The organism is Bradyrhizobium sp. Crot121 (genome assembly GCF_059512385.1).
On sequence record NZ_JCAMOR010000036.1, the window covers coordinates 44,917 to 62,528 of the forward strand.

At 60.1% G+C, this 17,612-nt stretch carries 21 protein-coding genes; 4 read left to right on the forward strand and 17 right to left on the reverse strand.

What is annotated here, in order from left to right:
* Positions 1-91 precede the first annotated feature (91 nt).
* Together AC5ZGW_RS27070 and AC5ZGW_RS27075 are read left to right on the forward strand one after the other, a co-directional pair.
* A complete protein-coding gene (locus tag AC5ZGW_RS27070; protein WP_130225400.1) occupies positions 92-334 on the forward strand; it encodes a type II toxin-antitoxin system Phd/YefM family antitoxin in 243 nt (80 codons plus the stop codon).
* The gene (locus AC5ZGW_RS27075) at positions 331-780 is read left to right on the forward strand and encodes a type II toxin-antitoxin system VapC family toxin (protein ID WP_130225401.1); all 450 of its coding nucleotides are present in this window, start codon (positions 331-333) and stop codon (positions 778-780) included. The genes AC5ZGW_RS27070 and AC5ZGW_RS27075 overlap by 4 nt, the downstream gene beginning before the upstream one ends.
* 42 nt (positions 781-822) lie before the next feature.
* Here AC5ZGW_RS27075 and AC5ZGW_RS27080 read toward each other — a convergent pair whose 3' ends face one another.
* The 6 genes from AC5ZGW_RS27080 to AC5ZGW_RS27105 form a co-directional block, all read right to left on the reverse strand.
* A complete protein-coding gene (locus AC5ZGW_RS27080) occupies positions 823-1,629 on the reverse strand; it encodes an MBL fold metallo-hydrolase (RefSeq protein ID WP_130225402.1) in 807 nt (268 codons plus the stop codon).
* Positions 1,630-1,796: 167 nt separating this feature from the next.
* On the reverse strand, positions 1,797-2,087 hold the full coding sequence (locus AC5ZGW_RS27085; protein WP_130225403.1) for a hypothetical protein: 291 nt from the start codon (positions 2,085-2,087) through the stop codon (positions 1,797-1,799).
* 282 nt (positions 2,088-2,369) lie between these two features.
* Complete coding sequence (locus AC5ZGW_RS27090; RefSeq protein WP_130225404.1) at positions 2,370-2,555, reverse strand: hypothetical protein; 186 nt, start codon at positions 2,553-2,555, stop codon at positions 2,370-2,372.
* A 214-nt stretch (positions 2,556-2,769) separates the two neighbouring features.
* Positions 2,770-3,168 (reverse strand): nucleoside diphosphate kinase regulator, encoded by a 399-nt coding sequence (rnk, locus tag AC5ZGW_RS27095; RefSeq protein WP_028163028.1) that lies wholly within the window; start codon positions 3,166-3,168, stop codon positions 2,770-2,772.
* A 497-nt stretch (positions 3,169-3,665) separates the two neighbouring features.
* A complete protein-coding gene (locus AC5ZGW_RS27100) occupies positions 3,666-4,307 on the reverse strand; it encodes a DUF4142 domain-containing protein (protein WP_130225405.1) in 642 nt (213 codons plus the stop codon).
* Positions 4,308-4,360: 53 nt separating this feature from the next.
* The gene (locus AC5ZGW_RS27105; protein WP_130225406.1) at positions 4,361-5,755 is read right to left on the reverse strand and encodes a cytochrome B6; all 1,395 of its coding nucleotides are present in this window, start codon (positions 5,753-5,755) and stop codon (positions 4,361-4,363) included.
* A 360-nt stretch (positions 5,756-6,115) separates the two neighbouring features.
* On the opposite strand from AC5ZGW_RS27105, the gene zigA reads away from it, so the two are divergent.
* Positions 6,116-7,321, forward strand: a complete 1,206-nt coding sequence (zigA, locus tag AC5ZGW_RS27110; protein ID WP_130225407.1) for a zinc metallochaperone GTPase ZigA — start codon at positions 6,116-6,118, stop codon at positions 7,319-7,321.
* A gap of 23 nt (positions 7,322-7,344) precedes the next feature.
* Here zigA and AC5ZGW_RS27115 read toward each other — a convergent pair whose 3' ends face one another.
* The 6 genes from AC5ZGW_RS27115 to AC5ZGW_RS27140 all read right to left on the reverse strand — a co-directional run bounded on the left by AC5ZGW_RS27115 (position 7,345) and on the right by AC5ZGW_RS27140 (position 12,046).
* Positions 7,345-7,854, reverse strand: a complete 510-nt coding sequence (locus AC5ZGW_RS27115) for a methylated-DNA--[protein]-cysteine S-methyltransferase (RefSeq protein ID WP_130225408.1) — start codon at positions 7,852-7,854, stop codon at positions 7,345-7,347.
* A gap of 119 nt (positions 7,855-7,973) precedes the next feature.
* Complete coding sequence (locus AC5ZGW_RS27120) at positions 7,974-8,723, reverse strand: 2OG-Fe(II) oxygenase (RefSeq protein ID WP_130225409.1); 750 nt, start codon at positions 8,721-8,723, stop codon at positions 7,974-7,976.
* 52 nt (positions 8,724-8,775) lie between these two features.
* A complete protein-coding gene (locus AC5ZGW_RS27125; protein ID WP_130225410.1) occupies positions 8,776-8,964 on the reverse strand; it encodes a hypothetical protein in 189 nt (62 codons plus the stop codon).
* Between the two features lie 193 nt (positions 8,965-9,157).
* Positions 9,158-10,264, reverse strand: coding sequence for a bifunctional DNA-binding transcriptional regulator/O6-methylguanine-DNA methyltransferase Ada (ada, locus tag AC5ZGW_RS27130; RefSeq protein WP_165435174.1), 1,107 nt, complete (start codon positions 10,262-10,264; stop codon positions 9,158-9,160).
* A gap of 198 nt (positions 10,265-10,462) precedes the next feature.
* A complete protein-coding gene (locus AC5ZGW_RS27135; RefSeq protein ID WP_028163034.1) occupies positions 10,463-10,912 on the reverse strand; it encodes an ester cyclase in 450 nt (149 codons plus the stop codon).
* A gap of 159 nt (positions 10,913-11,071) precedes the next feature.
* Positions 11,072-12,046, reverse strand: a complete 975-nt coding sequence (locus AC5ZGW_RS27140) for a helix-turn-helix domain-containing protein (protein ID WP_245474672.1) — start codon at positions 12,044-12,046, stop codon at positions 11,072-11,074.
* A 476-nt stretch (positions 12,047-12,522) separates the two neighbouring features.
* Here AC5ZGW_RS27140 and AC5ZGW_RS27145 point away from each other — a divergent pair, with 476 nt between their 5' ends.
* The gene (locus AC5ZGW_RS27145; protein WP_130225412.1) at positions 12,523-13,632 is read left to right on the forward strand and encodes an HD-GYP domain-containing protein; all 1,110 of its coding nucleotides are present in this window, start codon (positions 12,523-12,525) and stop codon (positions 13,630-13,632) included.
* 20 nt (positions 13,633-13,652) lie between these two features.
* Here the strand turns inward: AC5ZGW_RS27145 and AC5ZGW_RS27150 are convergent, their stop codons facing one another.
* The 5 genes from AC5ZGW_RS27150 to ctaD form a co-directional block, all read right to left on the reverse strand.
* The gene (locus AC5ZGW_RS27150) at positions 13,653-13,847 is read right to left on the reverse strand and encodes a hypothetical protein (RefSeq protein ID WP_130225413.1); all 195 of its coding nucleotides are present in this window, start codon (positions 13,845-13,847) and stop codon (positions 13,653-13,655) included.
* Between the two features lie 75 nt (positions 13,848-13,922).
* Positions 13,923-14,324, reverse strand: coding sequence for a cytochrome C oxidase subunit IV family protein (locus AC5ZGW_RS27155; protein ID WP_165435175.1), 402 nt, complete (start codon positions 14,322-14,324; stop codon positions 13,923-13,925).
* A 9-nt stretch (positions 14,325-14,333) separates the two neighbouring features.
* Positions 14,334-15,056: a heme-copper oxidase subunit III family protein gene (locus AC5ZGW_RS27160; RefSeq protein WP_130225414.1), complete on the reverse strand. Its 723-nt coding sequence runs from the start codon at positions 15,054-15,056 to the stop codon at positions 14,334-14,336.
* Positions 15,057-15,071: 15 nt separating this feature from the next.
* Positions 15,072-15,776, reverse strand: coding sequence for a cytochrome c oxidase subunit 3 (locus tag AC5ZGW_RS27165; RefSeq protein WP_130225415.1), 705 nt, complete (start codon positions 15,774-15,776; stop codon positions 15,072-15,074).
* Entirely contained in the window at positions 15,773-17,548 is a 1,776-nt protein-coding gene (ctaD, locus tag AC5ZGW_RS27170; RefSeq protein ID WP_130225416.1) for a cytochrome c oxidase subunit I, read from the reverse strand. Before ctaD ends, AC5ZGW_RS27165 begins: the two co-directional genes overlap by 4 nt.
* Between the last annotated feature and the right edge of the window lie 64 nt (positions 17,549-17,612).

Consider the following 17,612-nt stretch of genomic DNA (forward strand, 5'->3'; position numbering starts at 1 on the left):
GCCGCGACGGCAGCGGGATGATCCGACCGCGGCATTGCGCTATGTCGTTGAACCTACTATAAATATGACCACTGTAGTCACACGAGGCAACATGCGCAAGATTCAGCTGAAAGACGCAAAGGCGAAATTGTCCGCCGTCGTCGATCAGGCCACGCGGGGCAAGCCGTCCGTCATTACCCGCCACGGGCGACCGGAGGCGGTCATCCTCGGCTTTGAGGATTGGGAACGGCTGTCGCGCGTACCCTCCTTCGGCCGTCTCTTGATGTCCGCGCCGATCGAAGCCGGTGACTTGCCCGAGCGTAACCAGGCGCCCTCCCGCGACGGCGGCCTGTGACGCGCTATCTGGTCGATACCAATATCATTTCGGCTGTGGCACCCACGTCGGCGGTGACGCCGCAGCAGCTTGTTGCCTGGATGGATTCTCATTCGCTTGCTTTGTTTCTGTCGGCCGTCACTGTGGCCGAGATCGCCGATGGCATCGCCAAGGCCAAGCGCGAGGGTGCCAAGCGGAAGGCCTCCAGGCTCTCGGATTGGTCGCGAACCGTGCTGCATCTCTATGGTGATCGGGTGCTCCCGTTTGATACGCCGACGGCAGAGATCGCTGGCCAGCTGACTGATCTTGCACGCAGCCGTGGGCATGCTCCAGGCTTTGCAGATGTCGCGATTGCCGCAACAGCTCATTGGCACAAACTGACGCTCCTAACCCGGAATGTTCGCCATTTTGTGCCTATGGACGTCACCGTCATCGATCCATTCCAGGAGCCGCCTCCAGCCAAATAGATCGCTATCAATTTCCCAGGCGAGAGCCCTCCCTTTCACGCCTCACCCAGTGATCGCCGCAAGATAGCGCGCGACCGACACATCGAACGCCGCCTTCGCATCGTGCTCAATGTTACGTCCCCACCAGGCGCCATAAATGCGACCGAACGCAAGTGGCGCGATCGCCTCAGCGATACGGCGCACGGCGACAGCATTCAGCGGCGTGTAGTTCGGATAGGAGTACATGAAGCTGACGTGACGGCGATCCATCGCCACCTGCGCGACATCGCCGGCCAGGAGCGCGCCGCTGCCGTCCGCCCCCGTGCGCCAATGCAGCACGGTGGCGCCGGTGAAATGCCCGCCGGCGCGGACCAGCCGAAGATCGTCCGATATCGCGAGTTCCTCCCCCCGCCACGGCACGATCGACGGATGCGGCCGCGTGATCCATTGCGCATCGTCCCCATGCAGATAGACCGGCGCGTTGCCGAACGCTTCGCTCCAGTCGGCCAGCGCCCCATAATAATGCGGATGCGATATCGCGATCGCCTTCAGTCCGCCGCGCGACCTGACGTAGTCGATCGCCTCGCGCGTCGCGAGCGGGATGCAGTCCCACATCACAAGAGCTTCGCCATCGGGGACCAGCAACGCACGCTGGCCGATCGCCAAGCGCGGCTCGACCGCGATGCCAACGAGCCCAAGATCGTCGCGCCAGACGACATGATGGCGTTTGGCCAGTTCCTCGCGGCTGAGCCAGACCTGTCCGTTCCAGTTCACGAACTGCCGCTCGTCCTCGCAGATCCGGCAAGACGGCGGCGGATTGGCGCTGTCGGAAAACTGCGCGCCGCATTGTTCGCAAGTCCAGGTTGGCATGAGGGTCACTCCATTTGGAGGCCCAAGATAGCATGCAATGCGGCGGTTCTATCTCGCCTATATCGGCTTCCGCTGCGTCTATCCGCCTGAACCCAAAGCATCGTGATGAGTGCTGCAAAATAAAAGCCCGCCAGAGGCGGGCTTTCACGATGGTCAATCAGAAACGATCAGTGCTTGGAGCCAAGACTGACGATGACGCCGGTCGGTTCAGGCTCGTGCGGCATCAAATTCGTCAGGGTGTCGTCGCTCCAATGGGCGAGGTTCACGATCTTGCCGATCTGTGTGTCCGTCTCCGTGGACTCGCTCGGCTCGAGTACGTTGAGCCCGTTGGTGTCAAGGAAGTAGGTGTGATCACCGAACAAGCGGTTTAACTGGGCGACCGCCGGATGATCGTCGGGAAGGCAGTGAGCATCGAATTGGCTCAAGGCCCGCTCGACCTGCGATGAGTTCAGTCTCATGTTCCTCGCTCCTCTGGATTGGAGGGTTGCACCGCGCAACGGCCTAAGCCGGACGCGGCCGCCTGCATTCGCGGGACAGCCATCCCGCCAACACGACGACGCACTGGAGCTTCACTTGTGCCGCCGCTGGATGATTTTCTTCGAATTGCCATCCTGTCGCCGGCTCTTCGCCAAATACGATCCGTTTCGACCGCGTTTCAACGAACGTGAAGTGCGGGACATTGGGTCCGAGCCCGCCTATTCAACCCCGCGCTCGCATTAAATTCGTGGGTTCCCCAAGGTTCATTCCTCGGGAACAGGATGCAACCTCGCCAATTCGTCGAGCGAAAGCGCGGCTTCGCGTTCCGTCAACGTAAAGCGCACGATCACATCCTGACGGGTGACCTGCCCCCAAAGTCCCTCCGTAGACCACTTTTGCGGCACGGGCCCACGCGGACCTTCGATCCAGACGAAGTACCACTGTGTCATGACAAGTGCCTCGCCTTAAGCGATGCGCAATTATAGCGCGTCCGCTGCAAGGATCGAACCCGGCCACCAAGCTCAAGCGGCCACCGGACTCACATGAACAAGCGCGCGAGGTAGCTCAGACCGACGACGAGCCCGATCAGCCCGATGGTGATGCAGATCACGATCAGCCCGGCTTGCTCAAACACACGGTCGCGCATGGGCGCAAAGCTCCTGCTCAATGCGAAACCCGCAACACAGTCAGCGCTCGCGTTCGGCGATCCGGCGTTTGAAATTCGATGGTCTGGCCGACTGATAGGCCGATCAGCGCGGCACCGACCGGAGTCAGCACCGAAATGCGCTTGCGCGAGATGTCGGCTTCGTGCGGATAGACCAGCACCACCTCCCTCGCCGCACCGGTGCTGTCGTCACGATAGTCGACCTGCGAGCCCATGCGGACGACGTTTCGCAAATCGGCATCGTCAGGCGCGATACTCGCTCGCTCCATCTCGCGCGCAAGGAAATAGGCCACGCGCGGAAAAAGCTCCATGCTTGAGTTGGCAAGTCCGCTCAGCCGCTGCTTCTCCTCCGTTGTCACCCGGATCGGCGGCAGATTGGGTTCGGTATTCTTACTCATTGTTGTCACCTTTGTTCAGGCAGCCGTTGGCCCTGGGTCGTCGTCGATCGCGCCATCTTTTTTCCGGACCACAGGCGCACGGAACAGCGGCACGACATTCGACTCGGCTTGCTTCACACTTTCGCGCGTGCGCTCGAGCCGGCGGTCATCGGATGCGGTGTGGACGGTCTCTGACGGAGGCGGCACGGCAAGTTCCTTCTGTTCAAAGTAAATCGGGCTCCTGCACGGAAGCCACGAACTCGAGATATCGATGAGAACAGAACCCGGACGGCTCGATCGGCCGTCCGGCTAAGTGCCTGCGTGCAGGCGGCCGGCGTGCAGACAGAAGCGCGCGATGCGCGGATCAATGTCGACAACGTATGTCATAATGCACTCAACATAGCCCCACATGGCACCGTCGCCATTGCGGCGAAAGCGCGCACCTCGCCCGACGACGCGCAATTGCTTGCCTTTGCGCGCGATCGAAACCTCTCAGGGGACCGCCGATCGCAGTATTGCTAGCGCCGCTCGCTGGGTCTTTCCGTTCGTGGTGTCTCTGCTGCCGCCTGCTGCGCCATTTCCGAGGCAATCGCCTGCGCCATCCGCAAATGACTCAGGACGGTTGGCAGAAGGTCTGACGCAAGATCCTTCAGTTCAGCGTTCTCCCCTGAACCGATCTCGTACTCCAGAAGCTGAGCAGTCTTCTGATGGTCGATGATTTGTCCTTCGATGTAGGCGCGATCGAATTGAGGACCGCTGAGCTGCTCCAACTTCGCACGCATGGCTTTGTGTTCTTCGTCGAGTTTGTCGGGCGCTGCAATCCCGTTCGCTTTTGCGAGTGCTGAAAGCCGATCATTGGCAGCACTGTGATCGCGAACCATGCGTTGTGCAAATTCCGTCACGGCGCGGCTCGCCCCTTGCTGCGCCGCGAATCTGCCAAGATCCACTTCGGCCAATCCTCCGGTTGCTGCGGCATTGATGAAGGCGCGATCCGCTTGATTGGCTTGGCGCGGCGCCGGCACACCCGGAGCAGATTGTCTCGTTCCCGGCGGCATGCCGCCGGGGTTACCCGGCGCGGGGCTCACGGGATTGGTCGACTGGCCGAAAGCCGCCGGAGAAAGAAATGCAATCGCGATCGCTAAGAGCGTTAGAAGACGCATCACTCAATCTCCTTTTGCGACTCGCTGGGATAACTGCCGGCACCCGACTGGCATCACAGCGTCAGCATGTACGCCACCAGCGAATCCTTCTCCTCCTGCGTCAGCTTCAAGCCGAGCACCAGATTGAAGAACTCGACGGTGTCGGCGAGCGTTAGCAAGCGCCCGTCGTGCATATAGGGCGGTGAGTCCTTGATGCCGCGCAGGGTGAAGGTCTTGATTGGTCCATCAGCCAATGCGACGAGACCATTGACGGTCTGACCGACATTGTAGAAGCGCTCGAGCTTCAGGTCGTGCATATTGTTGTCAAGGAATGACGTCTGCGGCACGTGGCACTGTGCGCATTGTCCCTTGCCCAGAAATACCCTTTCTCCCTCGAGTTCCTGCTGTGTCGCCTTGCTGGGATCGAGCCGGCTCAGTGGATCGAGCTTTGGCGCAGGCGGGAAATCGATGATGTTCTGCATCTGCGCCATCATCGGGACCTGATCGAATCGGTCGGGCAGGTGCACGCCTTTCCGCTGCGCGCTGACGTGATCGCCGTTGAAATAGGCCGTCCGCTGCTCGAACTGCGTGAAGTCCTCGATCGAGCGCAGCGACCGTTTCGAACCATGAATTTGCTGGTTGAACATGCCGCGAAGGCTGACCGTATCGAGGCGGAAGCGGGCCGCCTGAGGGCGCACGTCAGGCGTCTGGTGGAAGGCCGCGTTAGTGTGGAAATTCGCATGACAGTCGAGGCAGGTGACGCCAAGGCTTTGGTCTGCGCTCTTGCGATCTTCTGTCTGGTTGAACTCTTCCTGCGGGAACGGCGTCAGCAACAGGCGCATTCCCTCCATCTGCACGGGCGTGATGATGCCGATCATCAGTTGATAGTAGTTCTTTATCGTCAGGAGCTGGCCGTGTGAGACATCACCCAGTTCCGGATGGCTGGTCAGAAAGATCGGCGGCGGAAACTCCGGCGTGAATTGGTCGGGGAGATCGAAATCAACATCGAAGCGCCTGATGTTCCGCGATTCCTGCCGGTTGATTTCGTCGATTTGCTGGTTCGGGAAAACCTGGCCGCCGGTCGCCTGCTTGACATGCGGCAGCGGCATGAAAGCAGCCGGCAATAGTCCACGCTGCCTTATCTCGTCCGGACTCATCGCCGACAGACTGTCCCAGGTTACTCCTGCCGGCAGCCTGATGCGGACTCCGTCCTGCACGGGCTTTCGGCCGCCCGACATCATCACATTCGCGATCGGCCGGTTCGAGAGGTCGTAGCGCTGCTCCAACAGGGCCTGCTGGCGCTGCATGACCTGCGATTTCTGCGCCTCATCTAGCGCCTTCACCACATCAAGCGGCTGCGTCGGAAGCGGCCTGTAGGTCGCGTCTGGGGGCAGAGGATCGGCCAATGCAGCGACTGCAATCAAGCTCGCTACGGCCAGTGCGGCCGCAATTTTCGGGTATTTCGACATGAGCGACCTCCGGTTCGGAGCACGCACCAGAAGTGCCGATGCAGGACCTACGCAGATGCGGAGCGCAACGCGATCGAATCTGCTTCGTTCCTACATTCCCCGATGTTTGATCATTCCGGGAGCTCAAGCCACGGCGGTCAGGCGTGGCGTCTTGGTCAGGTTGTTGGGTCACTTGGCGTCAGTTGATGATCTGGCCGCTTCAACCGGCTGGCATTGCGCCAACACTGCACACGTTACCGTCGGTGCTGCTTGACAATCGAAAACAGCTCAGACTATGTAATGTTATAACATTACATATGGATGCCCCAATGCCCTCTGCCGGGCGAAAATTCCTCGAGTTGCAAAGGCTGTTCGATCTCCATGCAAAAACTGCCCGTCACCGTCTTGTCCGGCTTCCTCGGGGCTGGAAAGACAACTTTGCTGAACCACGTGCTCAACAACCGGCACGGCCTGAAGGTGGCCGTGATTGTGAACGACATGAGCGAGGTGAACATCGATGCGGACCTCGTCCGCGATGGCGGTGCGAATCTTTCCCGGACGAACGAGAAACTGGTTGAGATGACCAACGGGTGCATCTGCTGCACCCTGCGCGACGACCTGCTGAGGGAAGTGCGCGCGCTGGCTGAAGGCGGAAAGTTCGATTACCTGCTGATCGAATCGACCGGCATCTCCGAACCGCTGCCGATTGCGGCCACATTTGATTTCCGGACCGAGCACGGCGAGAGCCTGTCCGATGTCGCGCGGCTCGACACGATGGTCACGGTCGTCGATGCCGTGAACCTGTTGAGGGACTATTCCTCCACCGATTTCCTTAGCGAGCGCGGCGAGGCCCTCGACAACGACCGGCGCACGCTGGTCGATTTGCTTGTCGAGCAGATCGAATTTGCCGATGTCGTCGTGCTGAACAAGGTGGATGACGCAACACCCGTGCAGCGCGATGCTGCACGCAAGATCATCCGGGCGCTCAATCCTGAAGCCGAGATCCTGGAAGCCAATCACAGCAAGGTCCCATTCGACCAGATCCTCGATACCGGCCGCTTCGATTTTCAGAAGGCGCAACAGCATCCGCTGTGGTTCAAGGAATTATACGGCTTTGCCGACCATGTGCCGGAGAGCGAAGAATACGGCATCAAGAGCTTCGTCTATCGTGCGCGGCGGCCGTTTGAGCCGACGAAATTTCATCACTTCCTTCATGACGCCTGGCCAGGCGTCATTCGCGCCAAGGGGCATTTCTGGATTGCCACGCGTCCGCAGTGGGTCGGTGAGATGAGCCAGGCCGGCGCCATCACCAAGACCGAGGCCTTGGGATTCTGGTGGGCGGCGATACCGCGCGAACGGTGGCCACGGGATCCCGAGTGGCAGCGAATATTGAAGAAGAGCTGGAACGATCTCTATGGAGATCGCCGGCAAGAACTCGTCTTCATCGGCACCGCTATGGATGAAGCCGCGATCCGTGCACGGCTCGACGCGTGCCTTGTGAAAGGAAAGCAGGGGATGGATACGCAGGCCTGGGCCGGCCTGCCCGATCCGTTTCCGGTGTGGAAACGCGCCAACGACGCGGCCTGACGCGCCAGAGCCCTTCATAGAGTTCAGGATGCGCCGGAACGCCGTTCGCGTGCCAATAGTTCGCGCTTGCGCTGGACGCCCCAGCGATAGCCGGAGATCGAGCCGTCCTTCTTGATGACGCGGTGACACGGCACGAGGACCGCGACCGGATTGCAGGCGATCGCCTCCGTCACTTCGCGCGCGTCGCGGGTACCCAGCTTGGCCGCCAGGGCGCCGTAGTTGGTCGTTTCGCCGACGGGAATTGCACGCAGCATCGACCAGACTTCGATTTCATACGGCGTCCCGCGCAAGTCGAGCGGAATCGCGGGATCGAAACCCGGCGCTTCGATCACGCGTTGCACCTTCTCCAGCACATCGGTCAACTCCTGCTCGCTTCCAATGAAGTCGGCCTCCGGGAAGCGGAGGCGCAATGCGTCCTCCACCCCGGAATGATTCGTGCTGAATTCGAGGGCGACGAGCCCCTTGCCGGACATCGCCACCATGAAATCGCCGAGGGAACTGTTCCCCCAGGCAAAGCGAATGATTCCGCGCATCTTGCGCTCCTGCGAATTTCTTTCTGGCGAGACGATAGAAGACAGCGATAGCGTTGGCCGATCCGGTCCTTGCTTTCAAATCGAAAAACGACAGCAACAAGATCGCGTCTGCGGCGCCGCTAGGTCGCGTCGTGAAAAATAATCCCGACGGTGTGCCGCATGCCGGAACGCACGCGACTCACGCCGTGACGAAGGCTCACGCGGTAATTGCCCTTCGATCCCTGCACCGGCCGGTTATGGACCGCGAAGGCCACTGCGTCGCCCTGCCGGAGCGGCACGACTTCGACGCGGCTTTGCATGCGCGGCCGCTGCTCGGTCAGAACGAACTCGCCACCTGCGAAGTCCGCGCCGGGTTGCGAGAGCAGAATCGCGACCTGGACCGGGAATGCGAGATCGCCGTAGAGATCCTGATGGAGGCAGTTGAAATCACCCGGGACGTATTGCAGCAGAAGCGGCGTCGCGCGCGTCTGGCCGGCGTCGTGGCATTGCTTGAGGAACGAGGCGTGGTCGCCTGGATAGCGCTCGCTTATTCCCATCCGGGCGTTCCATTCGTTGGCAACGCCTGCAAGGCGCGGGTAGAGCGCCGTTCGCAAGGAGCCGATGAGGTCGGGCAGCGGGTATTTGAAGTAGCGATACTCGCCCTTGCCGAAGCCGTGCCGCGCCATGTGGATATGACTTCGGAAATGGCTCTCGTCGGGATAGAGGCTTGCGATGGTGCGGCATTCCTCAGGTGAAAGCAGCTTGGGCAAGACGGCGCAGCCGTAATTGTCGAGCTCACCTGCGAGCACCTGCCAGTCGTAAGCGGCCACCCGTGCCTCTGCGGACGCAACCGCGGGGGCACGGGTGATGGTGGACGAACGGACTGTCATGAGATCGTTCCTTATCAGTATCTGCGCTTATGATCGAAAATGCTCCGTCAGCTCACGCGATGCGGATGATTGTCGTCTTCGCGAGAAGATAGGTCTCGCCGGTGCGAAAGCGGAGCCGGATATCTCCGTTCTCGAGCATCTGCCACTCTGCATGGCCGTCGGCGACGAGCCGGCGGAAATAGGCCATCACGCGCCCTTTTGCCGGATCGGCGTGAACGAGACCTGCGGTCGCATCGGGCATTGTCCTGGTGCGGCGGCGATTCTTGCGCTTTATTCTTGCGTCCAATGCACTCCGAGGAAACATCGTCTGAAGCGTTCCTTGCCAGTCGATCGGTGCCGGCGATCACCAGCGACTTCAACAGGCATGCATCGATCACCTGAATGACCGAGTAAAAATGCACGGGAATGCGACCAGGGCACTCCGAATATTGCTTTCAAACTCGCGATGTTCTTGTACCGTGCGTGCATTCCCGATCGAGCAGCGCGCGCTTGCGTTCGATGCCCCAGGCGTAGCCGGAGAGCGAGCCATCTTTCCGAACGACGCGATGGCAGGGAATGGCGATGGCAAGCTTGTTCGCCGCGCAAGCGCCGGCCACCGCGCGCACCGCCTTGGGGGAGCCGATACGCTGTGCGATTTCGGCATAGGACACCGCTTCGCCGACTGGGATCTCCTGCAGAGCCCGCCACACCCGCTGCTGGAAGGCGGTGCCGCGGACGTCGACGGGAAGGTTCAAGCCGATCGCCGGCGCTTCGACAAAGCCGACGACCCGGGCAACCAGCGCTTCATAGTCGTGATCACCGCCAATGAGATGCGCTTTCGGAAAACGATCCTGGAGATTGCGGACGAGTTCGTCCGGATCGTCGCCCAGGAGGATCGCAGCCACGCCCTTCGTGCTCGAGGCAACGAGGATCGCGCCGAGAGATGTCTGCCCGACAGCGAACTTGATCTCCTCGTTGGTGCCCCCGGCGCGATACTGCGACGGCGTCATGCCGAGCATGTCCGTCGACTTCTCGTAGAAGCGCCCGCTCGAATTGAAGCCAGCGTCGTAGATCGCCTCGGTGACGGAGTTGCCCGAGGCCAATCCCCGGCGAACCTTCCCGGCACGATGGCCGGCGGCGTATTCCTTCGGCGTCAGCCCGGTCGTGGCCTTGAACACGCGATGGAAATAGCTCGGACTCCGGCCGATCGCCGCGGCCAATTGCTCCAGCGAAGGTTCTTCCTCGCTTTCCTCGATGATCCGGCACACCTTCGCCACCAGGGCCGCGTTCTCGGCTTCGGTCGAAAGGCCTTCCGGATTGCAACGCTGGCAAGGCCGGAAACCTGTCGCCCTGGCGCTTTCCAGACTGTCGTGGAGCTGCACGTTCCTCGGGTTGGGAACGCGCGAAGGGCAGGACGGCCGGCAATAGACGCCTGTCGTTGCGACCGAGTACCAGAGATGGCCGTCGGCCGTCTTGTCACGCGCGACAATGCGTGCCCATCGCGGATCATCCCCCACCGACGTGGGCGTTGACTTCGGGGTCCTGGCGGGCGTCGCAGTCATCTTCTTTCTCATATGGTGTTGGATCGATGATGCCGCCAATTCCCCGCCGACGCACTCCGATCCTTGCTTTCGAATTCGATTGCTCATGCCGGCAACGGGATCAGGGGGAACACAGGCTTGACGAGTTCCGGGGATGGCCTGAAGCAATAAGGCCCGCACGTGCGTGCGGACCTTATTTGATGGCCGGGCGTGGGCGGCCTAGGCAGCCTTGAGCAGTCCGAGCTGGGTGAGCGCGGTCACGCCGTCGTCGAGACCGATTTCCTCGACGATCTTGCCGTCGATCACCTTCAGCACCGTGGTGCCGGTGAAATGCATCTTGCGGCCCGTTGCGGCCGGCAGGCCGCCGACCAGGAAATCGTTGAAGGCCGGCCCCTTATGGGTGCCGCCACCTTCCCATTGGCCGACGACGTAATCGCCTTCGGCGATCAGGTCCGCAGTGCCCCAGAAATTGAGATCGGGGAATGCAGCACGGAAATCGGTCATGAACGCCTTGATATCGGCGCGGCCGCGGCGAGGCTCATGCAGCGAATATTTGAGCAGCATGTCGGGCGCGGCGATCTCGTCGATAACAGCAAGATTGACGTCCTTGCCCCAGAACTCCGTGAACCAGCGGCCGACAACGGCCTTGTTATCCTCTTCCTTGCTCATTGGAATGGCTCCTTGTGTCTCGTGACGATCACCGACGTCGGGTGGTGATCTAAACGAGGCTTACGCTTGACCAAAGGAAGCCGAACTCCGGTTCTTGCGCTGAAATCGAAACGGCGGAGCCGCCGGCGCGATGCGGGCGGAGATCACGGCCGGCATAGATCAGCCGTTCCGCCTTCGCAGTCCGGCAAGCTGGGATGGAAGAAGACCGTAGGTCTTGCGATATATCTCAGCAAAGCGCCCCATATGCGTGAAGCCCCATTTCAGGGCGACTTCGGAGACAGGCAGGATGTTGTCCGAAGATGTAAGCTCCAGATGTGCGGCTTCCAGCCTGATGCGACGCAAGTAGGCAACCGGCGTTGCACCGTAGTGCGCTTGGAAAGCGGTCTGCAACGTCCGTACGCTGATACCCGCTGCGGCTGCGGCGTCGCTCATGGTAAAGGGCCGATGAATGTTGGAATGCATGTAATCGACCGCCCGCCGAAGGTGGCGCATGGTTGATTCAGATGGCTCCCGCAATTTGCCTGATGTCAGTCTCTCAAGCACCAGCAGGAGCAAGGATTCGCTCAGCAGCGCCATTGCGATGGGGGAGCGCCCCTGAAGATCCTCATCAAGAACGGCGGACACGACCGCTTGCGCGGAGTGATAAAGTGATTGCGTCGTCGTCTCCGTCAGATGATGGAGCATCAGAGGCGTAAGATCTTGAACAGAGAGCTTTTCATCGAATGTGGAAAGCGCCCGCATCAATTCCGGGCGTTCGAACCGGAGCCCTCTCGTTGCATGAGCTCCCTTGGTCGAGATTCGGCTTGGCGCGTCTGTCAGATGTGTAAACAGAGATCCTGGAAGCGCTCGGCAGGCACCGTACCTGCCAATTGCAGCAACAGCGCCAATGACAGGCTGCGAGACATGCAAGGTCTCCGCTGACTCGTTGAGTGTTATTTCGTAGCCGTGGCTACCCTGCACTCGCCAGCAGGTCAGGCCGTTGACCGCAGCGAAGTTGGCTCGCCACGAAAATTGTCGCCCGGCCTTCTCCGGCTCCGCCGAAACGTCCGGCAGGAATATCGAGAGACAGTCAAGGTACTTATCGAAACCAACCCCACGCTTGTCTTGGGACGCAACACGCAAAAACGAACTCATAATTCCGAGCAGGCCATACCGTAATTGTTTCGCGATTAATCGAAATTCTCCGGTTAAGCAACGCGGTGCCACGAGGCGTCAATTTTAACGGTGGCTATCCAATTCGCGCGAGATATGGCCAAAAGGCGAATCGCCCGCGCGTCGGTAACACCTCATTCAGCAACGCTGCATACGCATGAGATACGTGGCAGATGACGTGAACAGCGCTCCTGCTTATGTCCGCCGACATCCCGGGAAATGTTGGCAACATCACGATCACAAGCGCGCGGATGCAGCTTGGACAGGGACGCGACTCTCTCTGTTCATCTCAAGCCGACAAGCCATCAAACGAACGATGGCGGCAGCAGGAGGAATGAGGTGGATGTTCGCAACATTGCAAGCTCCGTTGCCTCCCCGTCGCTCGCGCAGGTACCAGCGCACCAAAAGACAGCCGCGATAATTTACGAACAGGCGAGACCGCCAGGAAAGTGAATCGCATGATCGAGGCCGCCACGACAGTCCGACAACTTCATATCGCCCTCATAACCGAGACGCCGGAACGGACAAGACCGCTGGCATCCATACTCAGTCAAACCTGCGACGTTCATTTGCTGCCGCCGGCGATTGACCCTCTTGTCATCGATGATTTCGCTTCTTGCGTCGTTCTTGACGTTGATCTTTCGTCAACGCAGGTGATCCGAGCGCTTCGTCCCACTCGTCAAGCAATCCTGGCACGTTCGCTGCCCAGCCTCCTCGTTATCGACAAGAGCATTGGAGAACTCGCGCTTGCCGAAAGCATACGTCGCGCAAGGACATTCGGCGTACGCAACTACATCCATCATCCATTCGATGCCGATGAAGTGCTGCGGATATTTGCTCCAATGCATGACGCGCGCGCCAAGTCAGAAGCATCATCGCGCAACAAAATCGTATTGCGGGGCGTTTTCGCTGCTCATCGCGCGCTGGCGCAGACAATCGAGGCGCCGCACAACGAGAGCTCATTTCCATTCGAAACTCTCGAAGCCAACACCCCGCTGATCCTGGAGGCGCTCGACGTCTGGGGAATTGGTCCCTGGATGGAAACGGTGCGGAGGCATCATGGCGGCACCTACAGGCACAGCCTGCTCGTGACCGGTTTCGCCGTTGCGTTCGCACAGAAGCTGAAGATGCGTCCCAAAGACCAACAACGCATCGCGCACGCCGCGCTGCTGCACGACGTCGGAAAATCGTTCATTCCAATTGATATTCTCGACAAGCCGGGAAAATTGACCGACCATGAGATGGAGCAGATAAGACAACATCCCCGGTACGGATATGACCTGCTCACGCAACACGGCGGCTTTCCGGCTGAGATCCTCGATTGCGTGCTTCATCACCACGAGTTGCTCGATGGATCGGGTTATCCGGACCGGCTTCGCACCGGGCAGATTGCAGATCTCGTACGCGTTATCACAATTGCCGATATTTTTTCCGCACTGGTCGAAGATCGACCTTACCGCCAATCGCTGCCGCCAATGAACGCCTTCAGGATAATGCAGGATATGGGAAACAAGCTCGACGGCGATCTACTCAACGCGTTCCGCCCTGTCGTCGAGGATGCGGCGTGAGGTACGGATCCCCCGGGCTCTCATCGAAGAACATCTTCGGCGAGCGCACGTGACGGATGACGTGTGTCGCCACGCCGGTTTTGTGGGCGCACGTACATGATGACGGCTTCCGGGAGCTCTGCTTTCACCTTCAGCGCGGCGACGAGCGCGTCTTCTCCATCCAGGACGACATGGTCTGTTTTCCCCCTTAGCTTAAACCCGACGGTAAACTGCATCCCGAAATCTCCACTCGTGTGCCGCTACGCTGTCCTTGGCCATTGCCGTTCTCCTTCGCTGCGAAGCGATGGGAGCTACGCCATTGGCGTGAAAAATATGACCCGGAGCAGATGCGTGTAGTCGGACTCGAACACCATGATCGCCACGAATACCAGCACCAGCCCCGGCGGTAGCAGGATGGCATAGACCAAGGCCAACCGTTCCCAGGCCATGTGCATGAAGACGGCGACGATCAGACCGGCCTTCAAAACCATGAACAGCAGGATCAGCGACCATCTGAGATGGCCGTGGAGGCCGAAATAGTCGACGAGAAAGGAGCAGGTGCTAAGGACGAACAGCCATCCCCAGACCACGAGATAGAGCTTGATCGGGTGCTGCTGGCCCTTTGCTTGGGCGGCTCCCGGCGCATGGGCCTCATGGGCGTGAACGTGCAGCGAAGGTTGTTGGCCTTCCACATGTATCGCGGCTTCTGTCATGCGCCAACCTCACCAAAGATAGAAAAGGGCAAAGATGAACACCCACACAAGATCGACGAAGTGCCAGTACAGGCCGGTGATTTCGACGATCTCGTAGTACCCTTTGCGGCTTGTGAAAAAGCCGCGCCTTTCGACATCGAAGTCTCCCCGCAAGACCTTTCGTGCGATGGCGATCAGGAAAATCACACCGATGGTCACGTGGGTGCCGTGGAAGCCGGTGATCATGAAGAAGCTGGCGCCGAACTGCGCCGCGCCCCACGGGTTGCTCCAGGGCCGGACGCCCTCCATGATCAGCTTGGTCCACTCGAAGGCTTGCATTCCGACGAACGTGGCGCCGAATGCAGCGGTGACCAGCATCAAGGCTGCGGTTCTGACGCGATCGCGGCGGTAGCCGAAATTGACCGCCATCGCCATCGTGCCGCTGCTGCTGATCAGGATGAAGGTCATGATCGCGATCAGGATGAGCGGGATGTGCTGACCGCCGATATTGAGGGCAAAGACTTCGCTGGGGTTGGGCCACGGCACTGTCGTGGACATTCGCGCCGTCATGTACGACAGCAGGAAGCAACTGAAGATGAAGGTGTCGCTCAGGAGGAAGATCCACATCATGGCCTTCCCCCAGGAGACGTTCTTGAATGCGCGCTGATCGGAGGACCAATCGGCAACGATCCCTCGCCACCCCGCCAGCCGCGCGGGCGATGCTCCGATGTTTGTCAGCGCAGTCTCTGCCATCGATCCCTGCCCTCCCTAACTGAGCAACTGGCGACAGATGTCGACGAAATTATCTGTCCAGCCCGTCAGCAGACCGAGCAAGACCAGCCAGACCAGCAGCAAGAAATGCCAATAGATAGCGCAGAGCTCCACGCTCGCGCGCACCTTTGCGACCTCAGCGCCACGCCACACTTTGGCGATCGTTCTGCCGAGCGCCACGAGACCGCCCATCAGATGCAGCCCATGCACCGCGGTGATCAGATAGAAAAAAGAATTCGCTGGGTTGGACGCGACGAAATACCCGGCGGCATTCAACTGTCGCCACGCCAGAAGCTGCCCAACCAGGAATGTAACGGCGCATGCTCCGCCAGTGCAGAGGCCGACGCTGACACTGTCCATGTCGCCGCGGCGCGCGGCCATGTACGCCCATTGCAGCGCGACGCTGCTCAACACCAGCACGCCCGTGTTGAACCACAGCAGCGCCGGCACCGGCAGCGTCCGCCAGTCCACCATGTTCATGCGCATGGAGTAAGCGCTGATGAACAGCGCGAACAGCGAGCCGACGACCGCGAGAAACACCCCCAATCCGATCTTCGCCGCCTGCGACGACGATCCGCTCTCCTCGCGAAGATCGAAGATCACTTCTTCCTCCAGCCAGGGTTTTGCTGTCAGCCGTTGCTGCGAGAGCCACCATCCCGCAATTGCCGCTATTCCAGCCATGAACAGGATAATGGCGCTCACGGATGGGCCCCCTGCGGCGATAGTTTGGCTGGCGGTTCATTTTGCGGCACGAAGTCCCTGGCGGCGCCAGGTACGCTGTAGTCGTAGGCCCAGCGATAGACGATCGGGAGCTCCTTGCCCCAGTTGCCGTGCCCCGGCGGGGTCTCTGGTGTCTGCCATTCCAGCGACGCGGCTCCCCAGGGATTGCCGCCCGCCTCTTTCCCTTTGAACAGGCTCCAGATCAGATTGAATATGAAGACAAGCTGGGCAAAGCCGACAATCAGGGCCGCCACGCTCATGAACGCATTGAGGTCATGGGCAGAGGCCGGGATGAAGGCGGTTTCGCCGATATCGTGATAGCGGCGCGGCACGCCCAAGAGGCCGAGGTAGTGCATCGGGAAGAAAACCGCGTAAGCCCCGAGGAACGTGACCCAGAAGTGGAATCGTCCGAGCGCCTCATTGAGCATTCGTCCCGTGACTTTCGGATACCAATGATAGATCCCGCCGAACACGGCCATGATCGGTGCAATGCCCATCACCATGTGGAAGTGGGCGACAACAAACATCGTGTCCGACAGCGGAACGTCCACGACCACGTTGCCGAGAAACAGGCCGGTCAGCCCGCCATTTACGAACGTGATGATGAACGCCAGCGCGAACAGCATCGGGATGGTGAGATGAATATCGCCGCGCCAGAGGGTCAGCACCCAGTTGTAAACCTTGATCGCGGTCGGGATGGCGATGATGAGCGTCGTGGTGGCGAAGAAGAACCCGAAATACGGATTCATGCCGCTCACATACATGTGGTGCGCCCATACGACGAAGCTGAGAGCGCCGATTGCCACGATAGCCCACACCATCATGCGATAGCCGAAGATGTTCTTCCGCGCGTGGGTGCTGATCAGATCGGAAATAATGCCGAAGGCCGGCAAGGCGACGATATAGACTTCGGGATGGCCGAAGAACCAGAACAGGTGCTGGAACAGGATTGGGCTGCCGCCGCCATATTTCGTCAGCTCGCCCATCTCGACGAGGGTCGGCATGAAGAAGCTGGTGCCGAGGAGCCGGTCAAGCAGCAGCATCACCGAGGCGACGAACAGCGCCGGGAAGGCCAGCAGCGCCATGACGGTGGCGGTGAATATGCCCCACACCGTCAAGGGCATCCGCATCAACGTCATGCCGCGCGTGCGCGCTTGCAGCACCGTCACCACATAGTTGAGGCCGCCCATGGTGAAGCCGATAATGAACAGGATCAGGGAGGCCAGCATGAGAATGATGCCCCAGTCCTGCCCGGGAGTGCCGGAGAGAATCGCCTGCGGTGGATAGAGCGTCCAGCCGGCGCCCGTGGGCCCGCCAGGCACGAAGAAGGTCGAGACCAGCACCAGAACCGCGAGCAGATAGACCCAATAGCTCAGCATGTTCACATAGGGGAAAACCATGTCCCGGGCACCGACCATGAGCGGGATGAGGTAGTTGCCGAAGCCCCCAAGGAACAACGCGGTGAGCAGGTAGATCACCATGATCATGCCGTGCATGGTGATGAACTGGAGATATTGGTTGGCATCGATGAAGGAGAACGTGCCGGGAAATCCCAGTTGCAGTCGCATCAGCCACGACAGCACGAGCGCGACCATTCCGATCGCCATCGCCGTGATCGAATACTGGACGGCGATGACCTTGGCATCCTGCGAAAAAACGTACCTCGTCCACCAGCTCTTCGGATGATAGAGTTCGACCTCAGTAACCTCAGCGGGCGGAACGCCTGCGATTGTGTCATACGGGACATCGACCATCGGAATTCCCTCCTTGGCCTTCCGTTCAGCGAGGAGTTCGCCTTACGATGGATGGCGCCTCCTC